The organism is Sphingomonas sp., from assembly GCF_036402235.1.
GTDB lineage: Bacteria > Pseudomonadota > Alphaproteobacteria > Sphingomonadales > Sphingomonadaceae > Sphingomonas.
Window position 1 is genome coordinate 1 of sequence record NZ_DASWTG010000064.1, and the last position, 20,100, is coordinate 20,100.

14 protein-coding genes are annotated in these 20,100 nt (G+C 69.4%); 7 read left to right on the top strand and 7 right to left on the bottom strand.

The genetic code is table 11. The features are described 5' to 3' along the window. Nucleotides 1-19: 19 nt before the first annotated feature. The 7 genes from VGD28_RS13460 to VGD28_RS13490 all read right to left on the bottom strand — a co-directional run bounded on the left by VGD28_RS13460 (nucleotide 20) and on the right by VGD28_RS13490 (nucleotide 9,984). Complete coding sequence (locus tag VGD28_RS13460) at nucleotides 20-1,222, bottom strand: carbohydrate porin (protein WP_331028861.1); 1,203 nt, start codon at nucleotides 1,220-1,222, stop codon at nucleotides 20-22. Beyond that, nucleotides 1,222-2,505, bottom strand: coding sequence for a putative porin (locus VGD28_RS13465; RefSeq protein WP_331028862.1), 1,284 nt, complete (start codon nucleotides 2,503-2,505; stop codon nucleotides 1,222-1,224). Before VGD28_RS13465 ends, VGD28_RS13460 begins: the two co-directional genes overlap by 1 nt. Before the next feature lie 4 nt (nucleotides 2,506-2,509). After that, nucleotides 2,510-3,595: a PepSY-associated TM helix domain-containing protein gene (locus tag VGD28_RS13470; RefSeq protein WP_331028863.1), complete on the bottom strand. Its 1,086-nt coding sequence runs from the start codon at nucleotides 3,593-3,595 to the stop codon at nucleotides 2,510-2,512. Nucleotides 3,596-3,898: 303 nt separating this feature from the next. Further along, nucleotides 3,899-6,061 (bottom strand): TonB-dependent siderophore receptor, encoded by a 2,163-nt coding sequence (locus tag VGD28_RS13475; protein WP_331028864.1) that lies wholly within the window; start codon nucleotides 6,059-6,061, stop codon nucleotides 3,899-3,901. 174 nt (nucleotides 6,062-6,235) lie between these two features. Next, nucleotides 6,236-7,900 carry an amidohydrolase gene (locus VGD28_RS13480; protein WP_331028865.1) on the bottom strand — a complete coding sequence of 555 codons (1,665 nt, stop codon included), beginning with the start codon at nucleotides 7,898-7,900 and terminating at the stop codon, nucleotides 6,236-6,238. Next, nucleotides 7,900-8,385, bottom strand: a complete 486-nt coding sequence (locus tag VGD28_RS13485; protein WP_331028866.1) for a hypothetical protein — start codon at nucleotides 8,383-8,385, stop codon at nucleotides 7,900-7,902. The genes VGD28_RS13480 and VGD28_RS13485 overlap by 1 nt, the downstream gene beginning before the upstream one ends. A 138-nt stretch (nucleotides 8,386-8,523) precedes the next feature. Next, nucleotides 8,524-9,984 (bottom strand): PLP-dependent aminotransferase family protein, encoded by a 1,461-nt coding sequence (locus VGD28_RS13490; protein WP_331028867.1) that lies wholly within the window; start codon nucleotides 9,982-9,984, stop codon nucleotides 8,524-8,526. Between the two features lie 193 nt (nucleotides 9,985-10,177). On the opposite strand from VGD28_RS13490, the gene VGD28_RS13495 reads away from it, so the two are divergent. From VGD28_RS13495 to VGD28_RS13525, 7 genes are all read left to right on the top strand, one after another. Next, complete coding sequence (locus tag VGD28_RS13495; RefSeq protein ID WP_331028868.1) at nucleotides 10,178-10,795, top strand: FMN-binding negative transcriptional regulator; 618 nt, start codon at nucleotides 10,178-10,180, stop codon at nucleotides 10,793-10,795. Between the two features lie 2 nt (nucleotides 10,796-10,797). Next, entirely contained in the window at nucleotides 10,798-12,159 is a 1,362-nt protein-coding gene (locus VGD28_RS13500) for an amidohydrolase family protein (protein WP_331028869.1), read from the top strand. Between the two features lie 122 nt (nucleotides 12,160-12,281). After that, nucleotides 12,282-13,544, top strand: coding sequence for an amidohydrolase family protein (locus VGD28_RS13505; RefSeq protein WP_331028870.1), 1,263 nt, complete (start codon nucleotides 12,282-12,284; stop codon nucleotides 13,542-13,544). After that, the gene (gene proC / locus VGD28_RS13510) at nucleotides 13,544-14,320 is read left to right on the top strand and encodes a pyrroline-5-carboxylate reductase (RefSeq protein ID WP_331028871.1); all 777 of its coding nucleotides are present in this window, start codon (nucleotides 13,544-13,546) and stop codon (nucleotides 14,318-14,320) included. The genes VGD28_RS13505 and proC overlap by 1 nt, the downstream gene beginning before the upstream one ends. 40 nt (nucleotides 14,321-14,360) lie before the next feature. Further along, entirely contained in the window at nucleotides 14,361-15,698 is a 1,338-nt protein-coding gene (locus VGD28_RS13515) for an MFS transporter (protein WP_331028872.1), read from the top strand. Nucleotides 15,699-15,944: 246 nt separating this feature from the next. Beyond that, nucleotides 15,945-19,139 (top strand): amidohydrolase family protein, encoded by a 3,195-nt coding sequence (locus VGD28_RS13520; protein ID WP_331028873.1) that lies wholly within the window; start codon nucleotides 15,945-15,947, stop codon nucleotides 19,137-19,139. After that, entirely contained in the window at nucleotides 19,121-20,086 is a 966-nt protein-coding gene (locus VGD28_RS13525) for an alpha/beta hydrolase fold domain-containing protein (protein ID WP_331028874.1), read from the top strand. Before VGD28_RS13520 ends, VGD28_RS13525 begins: the two co-directional genes overlap by 19 nt. Nucleotides 20,087-20,100 lie beyond the last annotated feature (14 nt).

The following is a 20,100-nucleotide window of genomic DNA, read 5'->3' on the forward strand; positions in this document are numbered from 1 at the left end:
TGGCGGGGGAGGATTGAGTTCAGTTCACGAGATCGAACAGGTCGAAGCCGATTTCGGTGCGCAGCCCGATGACGAGGGCGTCGGGGACCGTGGGATCGGCCGAGGGACGGCGGATATATTGGGCGTGGGGCTGGATCGCGAGCCACGGGGCGAGCTGGGCGCGGTACGTCGCCTCGATCGCGATCTCCGCGGCCGAGGCGCCGGTGACGGTGCGGTAAGGCTCCGATGTGAAGCCGGCGGCGAGCGCGATGCCGAACTCGTCCGCGTCGCGCCCGGGGATCCAGCCGGTGAATTTGACGCCCGTGCTCAGGAAGAAATCGAACATGTTGAAGCGGCCGCTGGCGGTGCCGGCGCGGGCGAAGCCGTCGAGCTTGCGGCCGGGGGCGGCGCTGAGCGGAAGCTCGGCGCGGATATAGGTGCCGGCGTTGCCGGCTGCGGTGCCGCTGCCGTCGGTGCGATCGAAGCGCGCGGTGTAGCGCCAATGGCCGAGGAGGAGCTTGCCCCCGGCGCCGAGCGGTGCCTGCACCTCGCCGACGAGCAGCGCGCCCTCGTCCTTGCTTAGGCGGATGACGGTGCGGCCGGGGCGGGCGGGATCGCCGGGGACGGCGTCGAGCACCGCGGCGCGGACCGCCCAGGCTTCCGCCGGCTCGACCTGGAGCCGCGCGGCGAGCGAGGTCGAGGGGAAGATCGACGGGCCGTTCCGCCCGGTCTGGCTGAAATCGGTGCCGATGCCGTGCGCGCTGCCGACGAACAGGCCCGAGGCATCGAGCGCGTCGAACTCCGAGTTGAGGTCGTACAGGCCCGCGCGCAGCGAGACCCGCTCGCCGAACTTCTGGTCGATCCATGCCTCGTACAGGCGGAAGGCGCGCACGCCGGTCTCGATATTGCTGACGGCATGGCTGTCGCCGACCAGGTCGCTGATCGAATTGCCGTTATTGTAGAGGCCGTACAGGTGCAGCTGCGCGCCGGTCCAGCCCGCGGCCTTCTCCAGATCCGCCTCGAACACCAGGTCGAGATTGTCGAGATAGCGCGCGCCGCGGCGGACGCCGCCGGCGGCGTTGCCGATCAGTTCGGCGGTATAGGTGAGCTGGAAGAGAAGCGGGCCGTGCGCTTCCTCGATCTCGGCGGGCGCATGAGTGTGGCTGTGCGGGCGGGTGCCGTCCTGCGGCGGGGCGGGCGGGGCTTCTCCGGCAAGAGCGAGGGCGAGGGCGGGAAGCAGCATCAGAAGCTGACCATGAAGTTGAGGCGGACGCGGTCGAGCCAGTCGGGCGGCGCGGTGGTGTAGCGCGCGTCGAGCGGGCGGTAGTGATACCAGGCGAGGTCGAGCAGCAGGTTGCTGGCGGGGACATAGCCGAGGCCGAAGCCGTGCAGCTGGTAGTTGGTCGAGAGATCGAGATTGTCGTGGCTGAACGCGGCGAACACCGCATCGACCTGAACCTCCGAATAAGTGTAGGCGGCGCGCCAGTCGCCGCGCTGCGCGATGCGGCCGGCGGCGAGTTCGACGCTGAAGCCGGTGTCGCCGGGCACCGCGGCGCCGAGGTTGCGGACATAGTCGGCGGTCAGGGCGAGCGGCCAGCGCGGCGACAGGCCGGCATAGGTGAGCGTGCCGAGACCCTCGACCAGATGGAAATCGGAGAGATAGCGGCCGCCGGAGACGAGGTTGCCGCGGAAGTCGCCGGCGTCGGCGCCGGCGATCGAGCCGAGGCGGTAGTGATAGTAGCTGCCCGACAGCGCGAGCCGCAGATCGGAGGCGAGCGGGACGGCGGCGTTGATCTGGCCGCCGAGCATGTCGCTGTCGCGCGCGGTGGGTGCCTCGTCGATCACGAAGTACAGCGCGCGGGCGTCGAGCCGGGTGCCGTTGCCGAGATCGAGCGCGTAGCTGGCGCCGAGGCCCTCGGGCAGGACGTCGCCGTCCCATATCATGTCGGTGCGCTGGAAGATCTGGGGGAACTTGCCCGCATGAACGATTAGGCCGCCCGCGGTGTAGCGGATCCATGCCTGATCGAGCGAGACGTTGAGGTCGTCGAGGAAATTGCCGAGCGTGACGTCGGTCGAGTTGGGATCGTCGGGATCCCCGGTGGCCAGCTCCGCGCCGATCGCGAAGCGGTCGCTCACCGCATAGCTGGCGCGCAGGCGGGCGCGGAGAGCCGAGCGCGAGCGATTGCGCGCGGCGCCGGTGTTCCATTCCTGGCGCACGCGCAGATCGCCGCTGACGTCGACGCCGGGGATATGGAACGCGGCGGCGGAGGATGCCAGGGTGATCGCAGGAGCGGGGGGCGGTGCCGGAACCGCTGCGGCGATCTGGGGCACGGGCGTCGCGGGGATCGGCGCGTTGCCCTGCTTCAGCTGCGCCGCCTGCTGCGCGACCTGCGCCTCCAATTGCTGGATGCGCGCCTGTTGCTCGGCGAGGCGGCGCTCGAGCGCGTCAAGGCGGCTTTCCTGCGCCTGGACCGGAAGCGCGGCGAGCGCGGTCGCGGCGAGGGCAGAGCGGAAGGCGCCGCGCATGCGCCTATCCCCTTGCGCGCGGCTTGCGGCGCTTGAGCCAGAGGAGCGTGCCCGCGACGATCATCGTCACCAGCCACAGGCCGATCGCGATCGAGAGGAGGCGGCCGATGATGCCGCCGGCCTCGCCGGTGTGGATCGGGAAGAGCGCGCTCATGAAGGCATCGGCGGGGGCGGCATCGGCGATCGGGAAGATGCCGCGCACCTTGCCGCTATTGGCGTCGACCAGCACGAAGCTGCCGCCATAGGCGCGGCGGATCTCGCCCGGCGCCCGGACGCGGATGCGCCAGGTGGCGTCGTCGGGCTTGGGCCAGGCGGCCTGGGTGAGGGTGCTGCCGGGAAGCGCGGCGAGGCCGGCGCGCGCGGCCGCAGCGAAGCCGATGGGCGCGCCCGCCGGCGGATTGGGTGGAAGCGCTACGGGCGCCGCGCCGAGGAGATCGCCCAGCCCGTCCTCGAACTTGAGCATGGTGCCGGTCGCCGCGATGACGAGCGCGGGGACGACCGCCCACAGGCCCAGCGCGCGGTGCCAGCTGTAGAGGCGCGGGGCCGCCGGGCCGCGCGCGGCGGGCTTGAGCGCGAGACGCCAGGTGCCGCGCCGGGGCCATGCAGCGATCAGGCCGAGGATCAGGTTGGAGCAGAGCAGCACGCCGCTGATCGCGACGATCCAGCTGCCCCAGCTGCCCAGCAGATCGTGGTGGAAGCCGACCAGGAAGCCCATCACGCTCTGTTCGTCGGGGCGTGGCCTGTGGAGGATGGTGCCGTCGCCGGCGATGCGGGCCGAGCGGCTCGTCCCTTCGGCATCGGTGTAATAGACGTTGTAGCGGTCCGGCGCGCCGGCGGCGGTCCAGATCGAGCCGACCTCGGCCGTGCCGGGCGGCGCGAGCGCGGCGATGCGGCGCTCGATCGCGGCGAGATCGGTGGGGCGGTGCGCGCCGGCGATGCCGGCGTCGGTGATCTCCCAGTGGAACACGATCAGGATGCCGGTGACCGCCTGGAGCAGCCAGAAGACGGCGGCGCCGAGGCTGAGCCAGCGATGGGCCTTGAACAGGGTGCGGCGCAGCGAGGGCCGCACGGGCGGGGCAGGGGCGGTCATCCCAGCGGTGTGACGCGCCGATCAGGACCGCAACACATCCACTTTCAGGAAAGGATTGGGGACCAATGCGCCGGCGGTAAGCCCGGCGACGCCCGGTCTATTTGCGAGGATGAAACGCATTCTCGATAGCAGGTGGGTAGCTTGAGGCTGGTCCCTATTTTCGGCGTGTTCGATGCGATCGGCTGGGCCGGTCAGGGCAGGGCGACGGGGGGAGGAAGCACAACGCTCGTCTGGCATCCTCCCCCTCAGTCAGCTGCGCTGACACCTCCCCCTGGCGGGGGAGGATTCGACGGCTGCCATTGCCTAGAAGTCGATCGTCGCCGATGCCTTGTAGGTGCGCGGCATGCCCTGGACGAGATAGCCGCCGAGCGACGATGCCCAGTAGCGCTCGTTTGCGACGTTATCGACGTTGAAGCGGAAGGTGACCGGGGCTTCGCCGATCGCGACGACGTAGCGCGCGCCGAGGTCGAAGCGGGTCCATTCGGGCAGTTCGAGCGTGTTGGTGAGGTTCACCGCCTGCTTGCCGGTCTGCATGACGCGGCCGGTGAGGGTGAGGCCGCCATAGACGTCCCACTCGATATTGGCGTTGGCGGTGTACTCCGGCACGCCGATCGCGTCGCGGCCATCGGTCAGCCCCCCGGCGGTGCGGCGCTGCTTGGCGTCGGTGACCGAGATGCCGGCGATGATGCGCAAGCCGTCGACCGGCTCGCCATCGACGCTGATCTCGATGCCCTTGTTGCGTTGCAGGCCGTTGAGGGTGAATACGGTTCCGCCCGGGGTTGCTTCGTTCAGCGTCTGCGGCCGATCGGTCTGGAAGGCCGCGATCGAGGCGTTGAAGCGGCCAAGCGCGATCTTGCCGCCAATCTCGTACTGCACCGCCTGATAGGGCGGGAACACCTGGCCGACATTGATCGTGCCCGCGCCGGCGACCGGGCCCTGGACCAGCGCCTCGATGCGGTTGGCGTAGAGCGAGACCTTTTCGCTGGGACGGATCACGATGCCGACCACCGGGGTGGTCGTGCCCTCGTTATACTCGCTCGTCTGGGCGCGGGTGGTGATGTTGTAGGCACGAAAGTGGATATTCTGGTGCCGCAGGCCCAGCGTCACCTGAACCATATCGTCGGCAAAGCCGAGCGTGTCGGACACGAAGATGCTGTCGAGGCGCGTGCGGTTGGCCGGGTTGGGATCGGCGAGATTGCCCGCGCGCAGCGCGGTGAATGCCGGGGTCGCGACGGCCCGAGGCGCGTAGAGGTTGTTCAGATTGGTGCCGTTGACGGCATCGTCATCGAAGCGCCCGAATTCATAGGCGTTCCGGTTGACGTAGCGGCTGTGCGAATAGCCCAGGTTGAGCTGGTGGGTGATGCCCCAGCCTTCGCCCTTGAAGCGGAGGCCGGCCTGCGCCGCTTCGTTATTGTCGTTGCGCGGGATGTTCGAGCCGGTCACGAACGCTGCGCCGGTGGTCGAATTGAGCAGCTGGAATCCCTGATAGATGCCGCGCTCGGCGGTGTCGCGCGCGCCGGCCGAGGCGTAGAACATGAGGTTCTCGGTCAGGTCATATTCGAGCTTGAAGATGCCGAAGACGTCGCGGATCGTCTGGTTGTACCAGGGCTGGCCATAGTTGAGGTCGGCGCGCGGCGGGGCCGGCACCGCGGTGACCGTGCCGTACTTATTGTTGAGCTGGACCATCGGGCGCATGTGCTGCGCCTTGACGTTCTGATAGGCAAGATCGAGGCTGACGCGCAGATTGCCGGTGCTCCAGTCGAAGCTGCCGCCGACCACCGCCGAGCGGCGGAATTCGTCGTCGATCGCGATGTCGCCCGAGCGGAACGCGCCGTTGATGCGTGCGCCGAACGCCTTGCCTTCGCCGAAGCGGCGGCCGAAGTCGAACGCTCCGCCGAAGTGGCTGTCCGAGAGATAGTTGACGGTGAGGCGGTTGGTGTCGCGGTCCTTGGCGCGCTTGGGCGTGAGGTTGACGGTGCCGCCCAGCGCCGAGCCGCCCGGCGCGGCGCCGAACAGGAAGGCGCTGGCGCCGTTGAGGATCTGGATCTGGTCGTAGAGCTCGGGCGAGACGAGCTGGCGCGGCGTGACGCCGAACAGCCCGTCGATCGCGATATCCTCACCGAACAGGTTGAAGCCGCGGACGACGAACTGCTCGGACATGTTGCCGAAGCCGAGCGTGGTGCGGACCGAGGGATCGTTCTCGAGCACCGCGCCGAGCGTCAGCGGCTGCTGGTTGAGGATCAGCGCCTCGTTATAGCTCTTGACCGCGAACGGCGTGTCCATCGCGTCCTTGTCGCCCAGTGCGCCGAGCGAGCCGTTGCGGCTGACCTGGGTCTGGTTGTCGCGCTGCGCGGTGATGACGACGTCCTCGCTCTCCGCCGCTTCCTGCGCAAAGGCGGGTGCGGCGAGCGCGGCGGCGAGGGCTGCGACGGCGGCTCCCCTGACGGCGATATGATGGGCAGACATGATCCAAACTCCCCCGAAACTGGTGTTGCGTGTCCCTCCCGATACGCGCCTGATCTGGGCCAGGCTCTGTATCGTGACGGTAACATGCGAGTCGGGATTGGGCCGCGAAACATCCAGTTTGAGGATGTGCAAGGGTCCAGTCGGGTAATATACGAACGACGGCGGGTAAGCGTTTCAACCGAAACGCTGGACCCCGCCCACGATCGTGCGCAACACCCGGGTTTTGGGCAGCGCGTGCGGATCGATCGCGAAGAAATCATGGTCCCAAACCACGAAATCGGCGAGGAAGCCGGGGGCGATCAGGCCCATCTTCGTGTCGTTGAATCCGGCCCAGGCACCCTCGCGCGTATAGCAGCGCATCGCCTGGGCGAGCGTGATGCGCTGTTCGGGGAACCAGCCGTTCGGGTTCTTGCCGTCGATCGTCTCGCGGTCGACCGCGGCCTCGAGCCCGGTGAGCGGATCGATCGGCGCGACCGGCCAGTCCGATCCCATGCAGACATGCGCGCCCGAGCGGACCAGCGAGCCGAAGGCGAAGCTGGTCTTCAGCCGCTCCTCGCCGATGCGGCGCACCGCCCAGCGGCCGTCGTCGATCGCGTGATAGGGCTGGACCGAGGCGATCACGTCCTGCGCCTTGAAGCGCGCGATCGCTGCTGGCTTCATGTGCTGGACATGCTCGACGCGGAAGCGGCGGTCGCGCGGGCCGTTGGCCTTGGCCACCGCGGCGAAGGTGTCGAGGACGATGTCGTTGGCCTCGTCGCCGATCGCATGGGTGGTGACCTGGATGCCCGCCTTGTCCGCGCCGGTGATCCAGCGCTTGAGATCGCCGGGATCGGTGACGATCACGCCGCGCGTGCCGGGCTCGTCATGATAGGGCTCGTAGAAGCGTGCGGTGCGCGAGCCGAGCGAGCCGTCGAACACCACCTTGCACGCGCCCCACTGGACCCAGTCGTCGCCGCGGCCCTCTTCCTTGATGAGCGCGGCCTGTGCCTCCCAGTCCTTGAGCGGGAGATAATGGCGGAAGCGAAGGCCGGTCTCGCCCTTCGCGCGCAGGCGGCGGGTCGAATCGAAGCTGTTCGTCTCGAGCTCGGTCGGGTGGACTTGCGTCACCCCCTTGCTGAGCGCGAGATCGATGCCGCGGCGCGTGGCGGCGTCGATCTGGCCGGGCGTCGGCGTGCCGATCGCGCGCAGCACCATTTCCTTGACGGTGTCCTTGACGATCCCGGTCGGCTCGCCGTCGGCGTCCTTCTCGATCACCCCGCCCGGTGGGGCGACGGTGTTGCGGTCGATTCCCGCGAGCTTGAGCGCCAGCGAGTTGAGGAACATCATGTGGAGATCGTAGCGCACTACAGCGACGGGGGTGTCGGGGGTGACGGCGTCGATCCATTTGCGGTGCGGCATCTCGCCGCCCCAGCGGTCCTGGTCCCAGTTGCCGCCCTGAAGCCATTCGCCCCTGGGCAGCGCCTTCGCGGCGGCGGCGATGCGATCGACGAATTCCCTGGGATTGGCGGCGTCGCGCAACGAGGGCTGCGACAACATGGTCGAAGCCATCACGAAATGGACGTGCGGATCGATGAAGCCGGGGGTGACGAACGCGCCCTGAAGGTCGATCACCCGCGTGCGCTTGCCGGTGCGCGCGCGCACCGCATCGGCACCGATCGCGGCGATGCGGTCGCCCTTCACCCCGATCGCGTCCGCGCGGACGGTGGGGCCGGCGCCGGTCCAGACCTTCGCGTTGATATAGGCGGTGTCGAGGTCGCCCTCGGCCGCGAAGGCGCTGTGCGTGACCGCGGCCGCCGCCGTGCCGGCGCCGAGCGCGAGGAATGTGCGGCGTCCGGGCATCACTGCCCCCCCTTCTTGCGGGGCGGGTTCTCGGCGCGCCATTTGTCGAGCCGGGCGAGCCAGGTCGCAGCGGAGAGCGGGCCGTAGGTCTTGGAATCGGTATGCTCGGCGATCAACTCACGGATGCCGACGAAATAGGCCGGGCCGCTTTCCATGCCCAGTTCCTTGCGCTTGGCATCCATCGCCGCCTGCTGCGCCGGGGTCGGCTTGAAGCCGGTGACGGGCTTGAAGATGATGACGTCGAAGTCCGCGCCATTCTCATGGAAGAAGAGCTGGATCGGCGGCTGGCCGCCCGCCGCGGCGACCGCGTCCGCCTGGGCGATGCGGCGGATGAACTCCTCCTGCTTGCCCGGCGCGAGCTTGAAGATCTCGAACCACGCCTCGGGCCAGGCCTCCTGCGCGGGGCTGGGCTTGGGCGCTTCCTGCGCCGCGGCAGGAACCAGCGGCAGGGCCAATGCGGCGACGGCCAGTGCGAGGTGCTTCATTTGTTGTCCTCCCTTTTGCCTAAGGGTCCGCCTTTGCGGTGGAGCGGAAAACATCCAACTGTGTGGGGCAGGAGGGGACCAAGGTCTGGTTCAATCCTCCCCCTGGCGGGGGAGGATTGAGAAAGGTGCGGCACTGCCCTACCCAGCCGCCTCACGCAGGGCCGCGACGGCGGTCTTCGCCTCGTGCTCGTTGAGGCTGGCGAAGCCGATGCGCAGGCCGCGCGGGGCGTCGTCGCGGGTCATGAACGAGCGCGACGACGCGAAGCGCAGCCCCATCGCCGCCGCGCGCGCCTCCATTGCGTCGAGATCGGTGCGGAAGCGCAGCCAGAAGGCGAGGCCGCCATCGGGCATCTTGTAGTCGGCGATGTCGCCGAGCGTGCGGTCGATCTCGGCGGCGAAGCTCTCGCGGCGCTTGGCATAGACCTGCCGCACCTTTCGCGCATGACGGCGCAGTTCGCCATTCTCGATCAGCTCGGCGGCGGCGTCTTCGGTGAGGGCGTTGCCCATGCCGTCGGTGAGCGAGACCATGTGCGCGATCGCGTCGATCACCGGCGGCGGCGCAGCGACATAGCCGATGCGCAGCGCCGGGAGCAGCAGCTTCGACATCGAGCCGACATAGATGACGTGGCCGGGGCCGTAACCGGCCATCGGCAGCAGCGGCTGCGATTCGAAATGGAATTCGTGGTCGTAATCGTCCTCGATGATCGCGAAGCCGAACTGGTGCGACAGCTCGAGCAGGCGCAGGCGGCGCTCGGGGCGGAGCGAGACGGTGGTCGGGAACTGGTGGTGCGGGGTCACGAACACCGCGCGTACCGCGTTGCGGCGGCAGGCATGCTCGACCGCGTCGATGTCGATCCCGTCCTCGTCCAGCCCGACCGCGACGACATTGGCGCCGAGCGCCCGGAAGGCGGCGACCGCGGGCTCATAGGTCAGCGCCTCGACGATCACCGTGTCGCCGGGGCGGACGAGCACCTGCGCGGCGAGGAAGATGCCGTTCTGGCTGCCGCGGGTGATGCAGATATTCTCCGCGGTGACGGGCAGGCCGCGCTGGCTCTTGAGCATCGTCGCGATGCTCTCGCGCAGCGCCGGGGTGCCGCGCGGATTGCCGTACTGGAAGCGGTTCTCGCGCGATGCCCTGTGCGCGGCGGAGCGATAGGCGCGGGCGAGCAGCTCGGCGGGGAAGAGGCGGCCGTCGGGTGCGCCCTCGTCGATCTTGAGGCCGGGGCCGGCGGGGAGCGCGAGCGGGCGTTCGGGCGGCGTGGCGAAGCGATAGTCGACCGGCACGTTGCTCATCGTCGCCTCGGCCTCGGTCCGCTGCTTGTTCGCGGGCTCGGGCAGCGAGGCGGAGACCATCGTGCCGCGCGTGCCGGCCGAATCGAGCCAGCCCTGCGCGATCAGATCCTCGTAAGCCAGCACCACGGTCTTGCGGTTGACGCCAAGGATATGCGCGAGCTCGCGGCTGGAGGGGAGGTAGGTGCCCGAGGTGAGGCGCCCGCGTTCGATGTCGCGAATCAGCGCCTGGATGATCTGCATATAGATCGGGACGTCGCGCGCGGGGTCGATGCGCTCCCCCAGGCTGACCTGCCATGGACGCAGCATTGGACCAGTTCCTTCCATCATTGAAAACGATGATGGGGGCCAAGGCTAGCGCGGGAAATCCGTGCTGGCAACGCCGGGCTGGACCCCGATGCTTTTCGGTCTTGGTGCTTGCCGCTCCCCGAACCCTGGGGAAGAAGGGGGCCATCAATCGCAGGCATCGGGGCAAATGGGCGAAGCTGAAGGGAGCGCAGGCGTGGCGGAAACGCGGGACGAGCGACCGTTGTTCGAGCGCTTCGACGCGGCGGACGTGCGCGCGCTAGTCGAAGGCTATCCGCTCGCCTGGGTATGTGGCGGCGGGGCGGGCGCGACGGAGGCGAGCCTGTTGCCGCTGATCGGCGTCTATGACGGGGAGGGGCGGCTGATCGAGCTGATCGGGCATCTGATGCGGTCCAATCCGCTGCACCATGCGCTGCGCGAGGATCCGCGCGCGACGATCCTCTTCAGCGGGCCCGACGCCTATGTCAGCCCCGAGCATGCCGGGCGGCGCGACTGGGCGCCGACCTGGAACTATGCACAGGTGAAGATCGGTGCGGAGGTGGCGTTCGACGAGGCGCTGACCGAAACTTCGCTCAAGGTCCTGATCGACGCGATGGAGGCGGGACGCGCGGCACCCTGGAGCATCGGGGAGCTGGGACCGCGCTACACGGGCATGCTGACGCGGATCATCGGCTTCCGGGCGCGTGTCACCGGGCTTTCGGGCAAGTTCAAGCTGGGGCAGGACGAGGACGGCGCGACGCTGCGTGCGATCCTCGGGGCGTTGCCCGATGCCGACAGCGTGGCGTGGATGAAGAGGTTCAACCGGGGGCGGTGACGATGGCGAAGGGGGCAGGGTTCGGTTCGCCGATCGCAGCGGCGGCGTTGCTGGCCGCGCCGGTCGGGGCGCAGGTCCGCCCGGCGCCGTGGAAGGACGATCCGTTCCCGAGTCGCTACAAGGCCGCCGCGCCCGACGACATGCTGCTGCGCGGCGCGACGATCCTCGACGGCGCGGGCGGGCGGATCGACGGCGGCGACGTGCTGGTGCGCGGCGGCAGGATCGCCGCGGTCGGCAAGGCGCTGGCCAATCCCGGCGTGCGCGAGGTCGATGCCAAGGGGCGCTGGGTCACCCCGGGGGTGATCGACGTGCACACGCACAACGGCACTTTCGTCGTGCCGCTGACCGACATCGACCGCGAGGCGAGCGACGTCGCCGAGGTGAGCAGCCCCAACGGCGCCGACACCTGGATCGAGACCGCGGTCAATCCGCAGGACATGGGCTTCGACCGAGCGCTGATGAACGGCGTGACGACGATGCAGATCCTGCCCGGGTCGACGCCGATCTTCGCCGGGCGATCGGTGGTGGTGAAGCCGGTGCGCGGCGCGACGGTGTGGGACATGAAGGTCGCGGGCAGCGCGCGGGGCTTCAAGATGGCGTGCGGCGAGAACCCCAAGAGCTGGGGCGCCGACGACGATAATGAGGGGCCGACCAGCCGGCAGGGCGTGATCGCCTATATGCGGCAGGCGTTCCTTGACGCGCAGGCCTATGGCCGCGAGCGCGCCGCGGGCAAGGCGGGGCGCGATCTCAAGAAGGAAGCGTTGCTCGGCATCATGGCGGGCGACATCCGCGTGAACCTGCATTGCTATCGCGCCAACGACATCGCATCGGTGCTGGCGGTGGGGCAAGAATTCGGCTTCCGCATCGGCGCGATCCACCATGCGACCGAGGCATACAAGATCCCCGGGCTGCTCCGCGAGAGCGGCACCTGCGCGGCGGTGTGGGCCGACTGGTGGGGCTTCAAGATCGAGGCGCAGGACGCGATCCGCGCCGAAGCGCCTTTGCTCGAGCGCGCGGGCGTGTGCGTGATGATGCATTCGGACTCGGCGGCGGACGGCCAGCGGCTCAACATCGCCGCGGCCAAGGCTGCGGCGGCGGGACGGCGGATCGGGATCGAGACGCCGCCCGAGACGATGATCAAATGGACCACGAGCAACCCGGCGAAACTGCTGGGGCTGTCGGACCGGGTGGGGACGCTGAAAGCCGGCTATCAGGCGGATCTGGTGCTGTGGTCGGGCGATCCGTTCAGCATCTACACCAAGGCCGATCTGGTGCTGATCGACGGCGCGGTGGCGTGGGACCGGTCGAAGCCGCCCGCGGCGCCCGTGTCCGACTTCGAGCTGGAACGGGGAGGCGTGCGGTGACGCGGATTAACCGCCTGACTCGTCACCCCGGCCTTGTGCCGGGGTCCACCCGCCCACCTTTGCTGACACAAAAGGGTCAAGGGCATCGCTTGCTGCCCGGTGGACCCCGGCACAAGGCCGGGGTGACGGCTTTGGGTCTGTTCGTGCTGCTGGCGCTCGTCGCCCCGCCCGCCGCGGCGCAGACGATTGCGGTCACCCATGCCGAGGCGTGGACGATGGAATCGGGCGAGCCGGTCCGGGACGCGACTATCATCATCGAGAACGGCAGGATCGTCTCGGTCACGCCGGGCGGCGGTGTGCCGCAGGGGGCCACGGTGATCGACGCGCACGGCAAGCCGGTGACGCCGGGGCTGATGAACGGCGCGACTCAAGTGGGACTGATCGAGACCGCGTCGGCCGACACGCGCGACCAGGGATCGGCCGACGAGCGCAATCCCGGCTTCGATCCGTCGCGCGCGCTCAACGGCAATTCGACATTGGTGAGCCTGACCCGTGCCGACGGCATCACGCGGGCGCTGATCTATCCGGCGAATTCCCGCATCCCGGTGTTCGCGGGGGAGCCGGCGATCGCGCGCTTCCGCGAGGGCGTCGACATCCTCGGCGAGCGCGAGGTGGCGGTCTATGCGGTGATCGGCGGCGGGGCGTGGGATCGGGTCGGATCGCGCGCGCAGCAATGGGCGGTGCTGCGCAAGGCGCTGGGCGATGCGAAGCGCGCGGCGGCGGGGCGCGATGCGGGCGACGACAAGAAGCGCGACCGCCGCGGTCCGCCGCCGGGGCAGGGACGCCGCGCGGGCGAGGAGCTGATCCGCGGCGTGATCGCAGGCGAGGCGCCGCTGGCGATCCACACCAACCGCGAATCCGACATTCGCGAGGCGATCGCGCTGGCCAGCGAGTTCGGCATCCGCGTGATCATCGTCGAGGGCGCGCAGGCGTGGCGCGCCGCCGAGCAACTTGCGGCGGCGAAGATCCCGGTGGTGCTCGATCCATCGACCAACCTGCCCGGCGGCTTCGACGAGCTGGGCGCGCGGCAGGACAATGCCGCGATCCTGACGCGGGCGGGGGTGAAAGTCGCCTTCGGTCTCGCCGGGGGCAAGATCCATACCAACTACAATGCCGGTCTGGCGCTGCGCGAGGGGGCGGGAATCGCGGTGGCGAACGGGCTGCCCTATGCCGATGCGCTGCGCGCGGTGACGGTCAATCCGCTGAGCATCTGGAGCAAGGGCGGCGGCACGCTGAGCGCGGGCGCCGACGCCGACCTGGTGGTGTGGGACGGCGACCCGCTCGAGCCATCGACCAACGCGGCGGCTGTGATCATCGAAGGGCGTGCGGTATCGGCGCGTTCGCGGCAGGATCTGCTTGCCGAGCGCTACAGGGATATTCGCTGATGGACGTGTTGCTGGTCGGGTGCGGACGGATGGGCGGCGCGATGGCGCGCGGCTGGAATGGCGCGCATCGCGTGCTGGTGTTCGATCCGATGGCGGCCGAGCTGCCCGAGGGGGCGGAGCGGGTGGACTCGCTCGATGACGTAGAGGCCGGGGGCGAGCTGGCTGTCGTGCTCGCAGTGAAGCCGCAGGTGTTTCCGTCGATCGGGGAGTCGCTGCGGCCGCTGGCGCGCAATGACGCGCTGTTCGTGTCGATCATGGCCGGGATCACGTTGCAGGGCTTGAGCGACGCCTTGGGCAGCGGACGGACGGTGCGGACGATGCCCAACACGCCCGCGGCGATCGGGCAGGGGATCACCGCCGCGGTCGCCGGGCGCGACGTGCGGGTGGGCGACTTCGCCACGGTCAACGAGCTGCTCGGCCCGACCGGCCAGGTGGTGTGGATCGACGAGGAAGCGCAGATCGACGCGGTGACGGCGGTGTCGGGCAGCGGCCCGGCCTATTTCTTCCGCTTCACCGAAGCGCTGGCCAAAGCGGGGGCGGAGGAAGGGCTGCCGCCTGACCTCGCGATGCAGCTGGCGCGCGCGACCTTCACCGGGGCGGCGGCGCTGGCGGGTGCCGATACGGCGGAGCTGGCCGAGCTGCGGCGGCAAGTGACCAGCCCCGGCGGGACGACCGCCGCGGGGCTTGCCCAGATGGATCAGGAGGATGCGATCGACCGGCTCGCCCGGAAGGTCGTCGAAGCGGCGGCGGCGCGCTCGCGCGAGCTGGCCGGATAAAGACAGCGGGCGCGAGGACGCCCGCGCAGGAGAGGACAAGATGACCCGGATTCCCGGAATGATCGGCGTGCCCGCTGACGGGGACGCCCCGCTCGACACGCGCCCGGCGCAGATGGTTCCGCTCGACCGCAAGACCCGCGCCAAGGCAGCGGTCGCGGGATCGGTCGGCAATCTGATCGAGTGGTATGATTTCTACGCCTATGCTTACACCGCGCTGTACTTCGCCTCGGCCTTCTTCCCGGCGGGGGACCGGACGGCGCAGCTGCTCAACGTCGCCGCGATCTATGCCGCGGGCTTCCTGATCCGGCCGCTCGGTGGCTGGTTCTTCGGGCGCTATGCCGACCGCCACGGGCGGCGCGCGGCGATGATCGCATCGGTGATCCTGATGGGCGCGGGGTCGCTGCTCGTCGGGGTGCTGCCGACCTATGCCACGATCGGCGCGGCGGCCCCGGCGCTGCTGCTGGTCGCGCGGCTGATGCAGGGCTTTTCCACCGGCGGGCAATATGGCGCGGCGGCGACCTACCTCAGCGAGATCGCCGAGCCGGGGAAGCGCGGCTTCTATGCCTCGTTCCAGTTCGTCACGCTGATCGGCGGGCAGCTGTTCGCGCTGCTGGTGGTGTTCACGCTGCAGGCGACGATGAGCGAGGCGGCGATCCGGGAGTGGGGCTGGCGGCTGCCCTTCATCCTCGGCGCGGTGCTGGCGGGCGTGTTCATCCTGCTGCGCGACGTGATGCACGAGACCGCCGAACCCGCGGGCAAAGGCGAGGATGCGGGATCCCTCAAGACGCTGTTCCAGCATCCGCGCGCGATGCTCGTGGTGATGGCGCTGAGCGCTGCGGGGGCGGTGACGCTCTACACCTTCACGACGTACATGCAGAAATACCTCGTCAACACCGCGGGGATGGACGTGGCGAGCGCGAGCCGGACGATGCTGGTCGTCACCTTCGCCTTCCTGCTGCTCCAGCCGGTGCTCGGCATGCTGTCCGACCGGATCGGGCGGCGGACGAACCTGCTGATCTTCAGCGGGGGCATGACGCTGTTCGCGGTGCCGTTGCTCGGCGCGATCGGGCAGGCGCAGAACCTGTGGAGCGCGGGGCTGCTGGTGTTCGCCGCGCTGGCGATATTGAGCTTCTACACCTCGGTCTCGGGGCTGTTCAAAGCCGAGCTGTTCCCGGCGCGGGTGCGTGCGCTCGGCGTTGGCCTCGGGCACGCCATTGCCTCGGCGATCTTCGGCGGCACCGCCGAATGGGCGGCGCTGATGCTCAAGCAGATGGGGCATGAGGGACTGTTCGCCTGGTACGTCTCGGCGGTGTGCGCGGTAGCGTTCGTGGTGGCTTGGCGGATGCGCGAGCCGCGGGCGCATGGGAATCTGCATTGAGGCTGAAGCGACGTCGGGCGGAGATCATCCTCCCCCGCCAGGGGGAGGTGGCATGCGCAGCATGACGGAGGGGGAGGACTCCCCAACCTCTGTTCTGGCATCCGCCCCCTCCGTCAGCCTTCGGCTGCCACCTCCCCCTGGCGGGGGAGGATTGAACGGGCTTGGCGGGCGGGGATTGCGTGTCTTGGCCCGTTTCGGACGGGAAGGCGCCCGTCTAGGTTCTGCGAGTCATTCTCGGGGGTTGGTATGAAGCGGGCATTGCTGGGTCTGGTCTCGATCGTCGCATTGTCGGTGCCGGTGCTTGCCGAGGACGCGCTGCCCATGCAGGATCGGCGCACGCTGAGCTACGAGGTCTCGAGCGGCACCTTCATGTCGCTCGCGGTCTCGCCCGACGGCAAGACGATCCTGTTCGACATGCTGGGCGAGCTCTACGCGATGCCCGCTAGCGGCGGTCGTGCGGTGCCGATCGCGCAGGGCATCGCGTTCGAGGTGCAGCCGACCTTCTCCCCCGACGGCAAGTGGATCGCCTATGTCAGCGACCGCTCCGGCGGCGACAATGTGTGGATCGCGCGCGCGGACGGCAGCGGGGCGCGGCGGATCACCGACGAGGATGACGGCGCGGTGCGCACCTCGCCCGAATGGAGCGCGGACGGGAAGCATATCTATGTCAGCCGCGTCCGCATCCGCTGGGATCGCTACGAGCTGTGGAAGCATCCGGTCGACGGCCGGCCGGGCGAGCTGGTCGCACCGGCGAAACTGAAGCCCGACGCGCCGCGCAGCGCCTGGCAGAGCACGCTGGGCGCGGCGGCGTCGAGGGATGGCAGGTGGCTCTATTATGCGCGGCGGGTGGGCGACCTGTCGTTCGACGAGCCGGTGGCATGGACGATCGTGCGGCGGAACCTCGCGACCGGCGAGGAAGAGACGGTGATCGGCAGCTCGGGCGGGCGCGAGGCGGGGGGCGAGACCTTCTTCCGCCCCGCGATCTCGCCCGACGGCAGGCTGCTCGCCTATGCGACGCGGCGGATGGCGGAGACGCGGCTGCGGGTGCGCGAGCTGGCGACGGGCGTGGACCGCGATCTGGGTCCGGCGCCGCTCGACCTGATGAACGGTGCGGCGTGGATGGACCTGATCCCGCGCTACACTTTCACCCCTGACGGCAAGGCTATCCTGATCGCGGTGAATGGCAGGATCGAGCGGCGGCCGGTCGACGGATCGGCCGTGACGCGGATTCCGTTCACGGCGAAGCTCGACCTTGAGGTCGGGCCGGGCACGCGGATCGGTTTTCGCGAGGAGACCGGGGCGGTGCGCGCGAAGCTGCCGCAGGGGACGACGCCTTCGCCCGACGGCAAGCGCGTGGCGTTCGCGGCATTGGGCAGCGTCTATGTGCAGGCGGTGGACGGCGGCGCGGCGGTGCGGCTGCCGGTCGCGGGCGACCCGCCCTCGCTGCCCGGGTGGAGCCCTGACGGCGGGCGCATCGCCTATGTGACGTGGAGCGAGGGCGCGGGCGGAGCGGTGTGGACCATCGCCGCCGACGGATCGGGCAAGCCGGTGAAGGTGAGCGATGTTCCGGCCTTCTACACCCACCCAGCCTTCACGCCGGACGGGAAGACGATTCTGGCGGTGCGTTCGCCGGCGGCGGCGCGGCAGCAGACGAGCTTCGAGTTCGGGACGGTGCGGCCGGGCGAGCTGGTGGCGATTCCGGCCGCGCGCGGCGCGGCGCGCGTGGTGACGAGCGGGCGGCTGGGGCAGAAGCCGCATTTCGTGAACGGCCAGCCGGGCACCGCCTATCTGATGAGCGACGAGGGGCTGATCGCGGTCGATCTCGCTTCGGGGGCGAAGCGGCGCGTCGCGATGGTCAAGGCGCAGGGCTATTACTTCACCGACGTGCTGGCGACCGCCGACGACATGCGGATCAGCGCCGACGGCAAATGGATCGCGGCGCAGACCAGCGAGCAGCTCTATGTCGCGCCGGTCCCGGCCGATCCGGCGGCGGAGATCGATCTGACCGCGCCGGGCAATCCCGGACGGCGGGTGACCGACATGGGCGCCGACTATTTCGACTGGCGCGGCGACGGCAGCCTGATCTGGTCGGTCGGCAATTTCGTGCAGGTGCTGCCGGATGCCAGGGCGCCGGTGCCGAAGGATCATGTCGAGCTGGTCGCCGAGCTGCCGCGTGCGAGGCCCGCGGGGAGCCTGTTGCTGCGCGGGGCACGCGCGCTGACGATGGCGGGCGGGGACAAGGTGGTCGCGGATGCCGATATCCTGATCACCGGCGACCGCATTGCCGCGATCGGGCCGCGCGGGAGCTTTGCCGTGCCCGCCGGAACGCCGGTGCGCGAGCTGAATGGCAAGACGGTAGCGCCGGGCTTCATCGACGATCACGATCACATCGGCGGGGTGCGGCGCAACGTCATCGGCTATGAGGAATGGGGGCTGCGCGCGCGGCTGGCCTATGGGGTGACGACCTCGTTCGATCCCTCGACCCTTGGGATCGATCAGGTCGCCTATCAGGACCTGATCGATGCCGGGCTGATCGTCGGGCCGCGGCTGCGCTCGACCGGGCCGGCCTTGTTCTCGAAGGAGCGGATCACCTCGCTCGACGAGGCGCGGGCGATCGTGCGGCGCTATCGCGGGGCGTGGGGCCTGCGCAACATCAAGCAGTATCGCGGCGAGAGCCGCACGGTGCGGCAATGGATCGCGGTGGCGGCGCGCGAGCAGGGCATCCTTCCGACCACCGAGGGCAGCCACAACCCCAAGCTGATCCTGACGCAGATCCTCGATGGCTATGCCGGCAACGAGCATGCGCTGCCGATCGCGCCGCTGCAGGAGGACGTGCTCAAGCTCTATGCGCTGACGCGGACCAGCTATGTCTCGACCCTGCTGGTCAACACCAGCGGGCCGGCGGGGCGGCATTATTATGTCGCGAAATACGACCCGGCGCTGGATGCGAAAGTCAGGCGCTTCTGGTCGCCCCAGGCGATCGCGCACAAGCTCGGGCACCGCGAATGGGGCTCGCTCGACGCGTCGCGCATGCCGGTGCTGGCGGCGGACGTGAAGCGGCTCGCGGATGCGGGCGCGCTGGTGGGGATGGGGTCGCATGGCGACGAGCCGGGGATCGGTTTCCACTACGAGATGGAAGCACACACGCTGGGCGGGATGACGCCGATGGCGGTGCTGCACGCGGCGACTGCTGGCGCGGCGGAGGCGATCGGGCGGCTGGGCGACATGGGCACGCTGGAGCCGGGCAAATATGCCGACCTGGTGATGTTCGACCGCGATCCGCTGGCGGACATCCGCAACACGCGGTCGGTCAGCCTGGTGATGCGCGGCGGGCAGCTGTTCGACGCTGATACGCTCGATGAGTTATGGCCGGTGGCGCGCAAGCTCCCGGCGCCGTGGTTCGCGCAAGGGAAAGACGCGCAGTGGCTGCCGGTGAAGTGACGCTCGACCCGGAGATCGCGGCGTTCCTGGCTGAGATGAAGGCGCGCTGGGCGGCGCATCCGCCGTTCGACACGCTGGATTTCCCCGAACAGCGCGCGGTGTGCGAGGCGGTGCGCGCGCGCTGGACCGAGGGCGGGCCAGAGATGGCGCGGACGATCGAGCGCGTGTTCGATCCGGGTGCGGGCAAGCTGCACGTGCGGGTGCATTTCCCCGAGGGCGTGCGCGAGCCGGCGCCGGCGCTGGTCTATCTGCATGGCGGCGGGTTCACCTTGTTCTCGATCGACACGCACGACCGGCTGATGCGCGAATATGCCGCGGCGGGCGGGTTCGCGGTGATCGGGGTCGATTACCCGCTGTCGCCCGAGCATAAATATCCGGTCGCGCTCGACCGGATCGAGGCGCTGATGCTGTGGCTCAAGGCGCACGGTGGCGAGCTGGGGATCGATCCGCAGCGTCTGGCGATGGGCGGGGATTCGGCTGGAGCCAACCTGTCCTTTGCCGCCGCGCTGCGGTTGCGCGACCGGGGCGAGGGCGGGTTGGTGCGGGCGATCCTGTCCAACTACGGCTATTTCTCGACCGCAGTATCGGACGAGGCCGAGGCGTCCTTTGGCGGGTCGGGGTCGATCATGGATCGCGCCGAGGCGGTGGCCTATTACGCCAACTATCTGACCGATTTCGAGCGCGAGCGGAGCGATCCGCTGGCGTGCCCGCTGCTCGCCGATCTGGCAGGCCTACCGCCGGTGCTGCTGGTGATTCCCGAATGCGACCTGCTGACCGAGCAGTCGCTGGCGATGGAAGCGCGGTTGCGGGTCGCGGGCGTAGCGACCGAAGCGATCGTCTATCCCGGCGCGACGCACAGCTTTCTGGAAGCGATGTCGGTGGCGGAGGTGGCGCGGCAGGGGATCGCCGACGGGGCGGCGTTCGTGGCGGAGCGGCTCAGCCGCTGATGACGCCGTCTGCG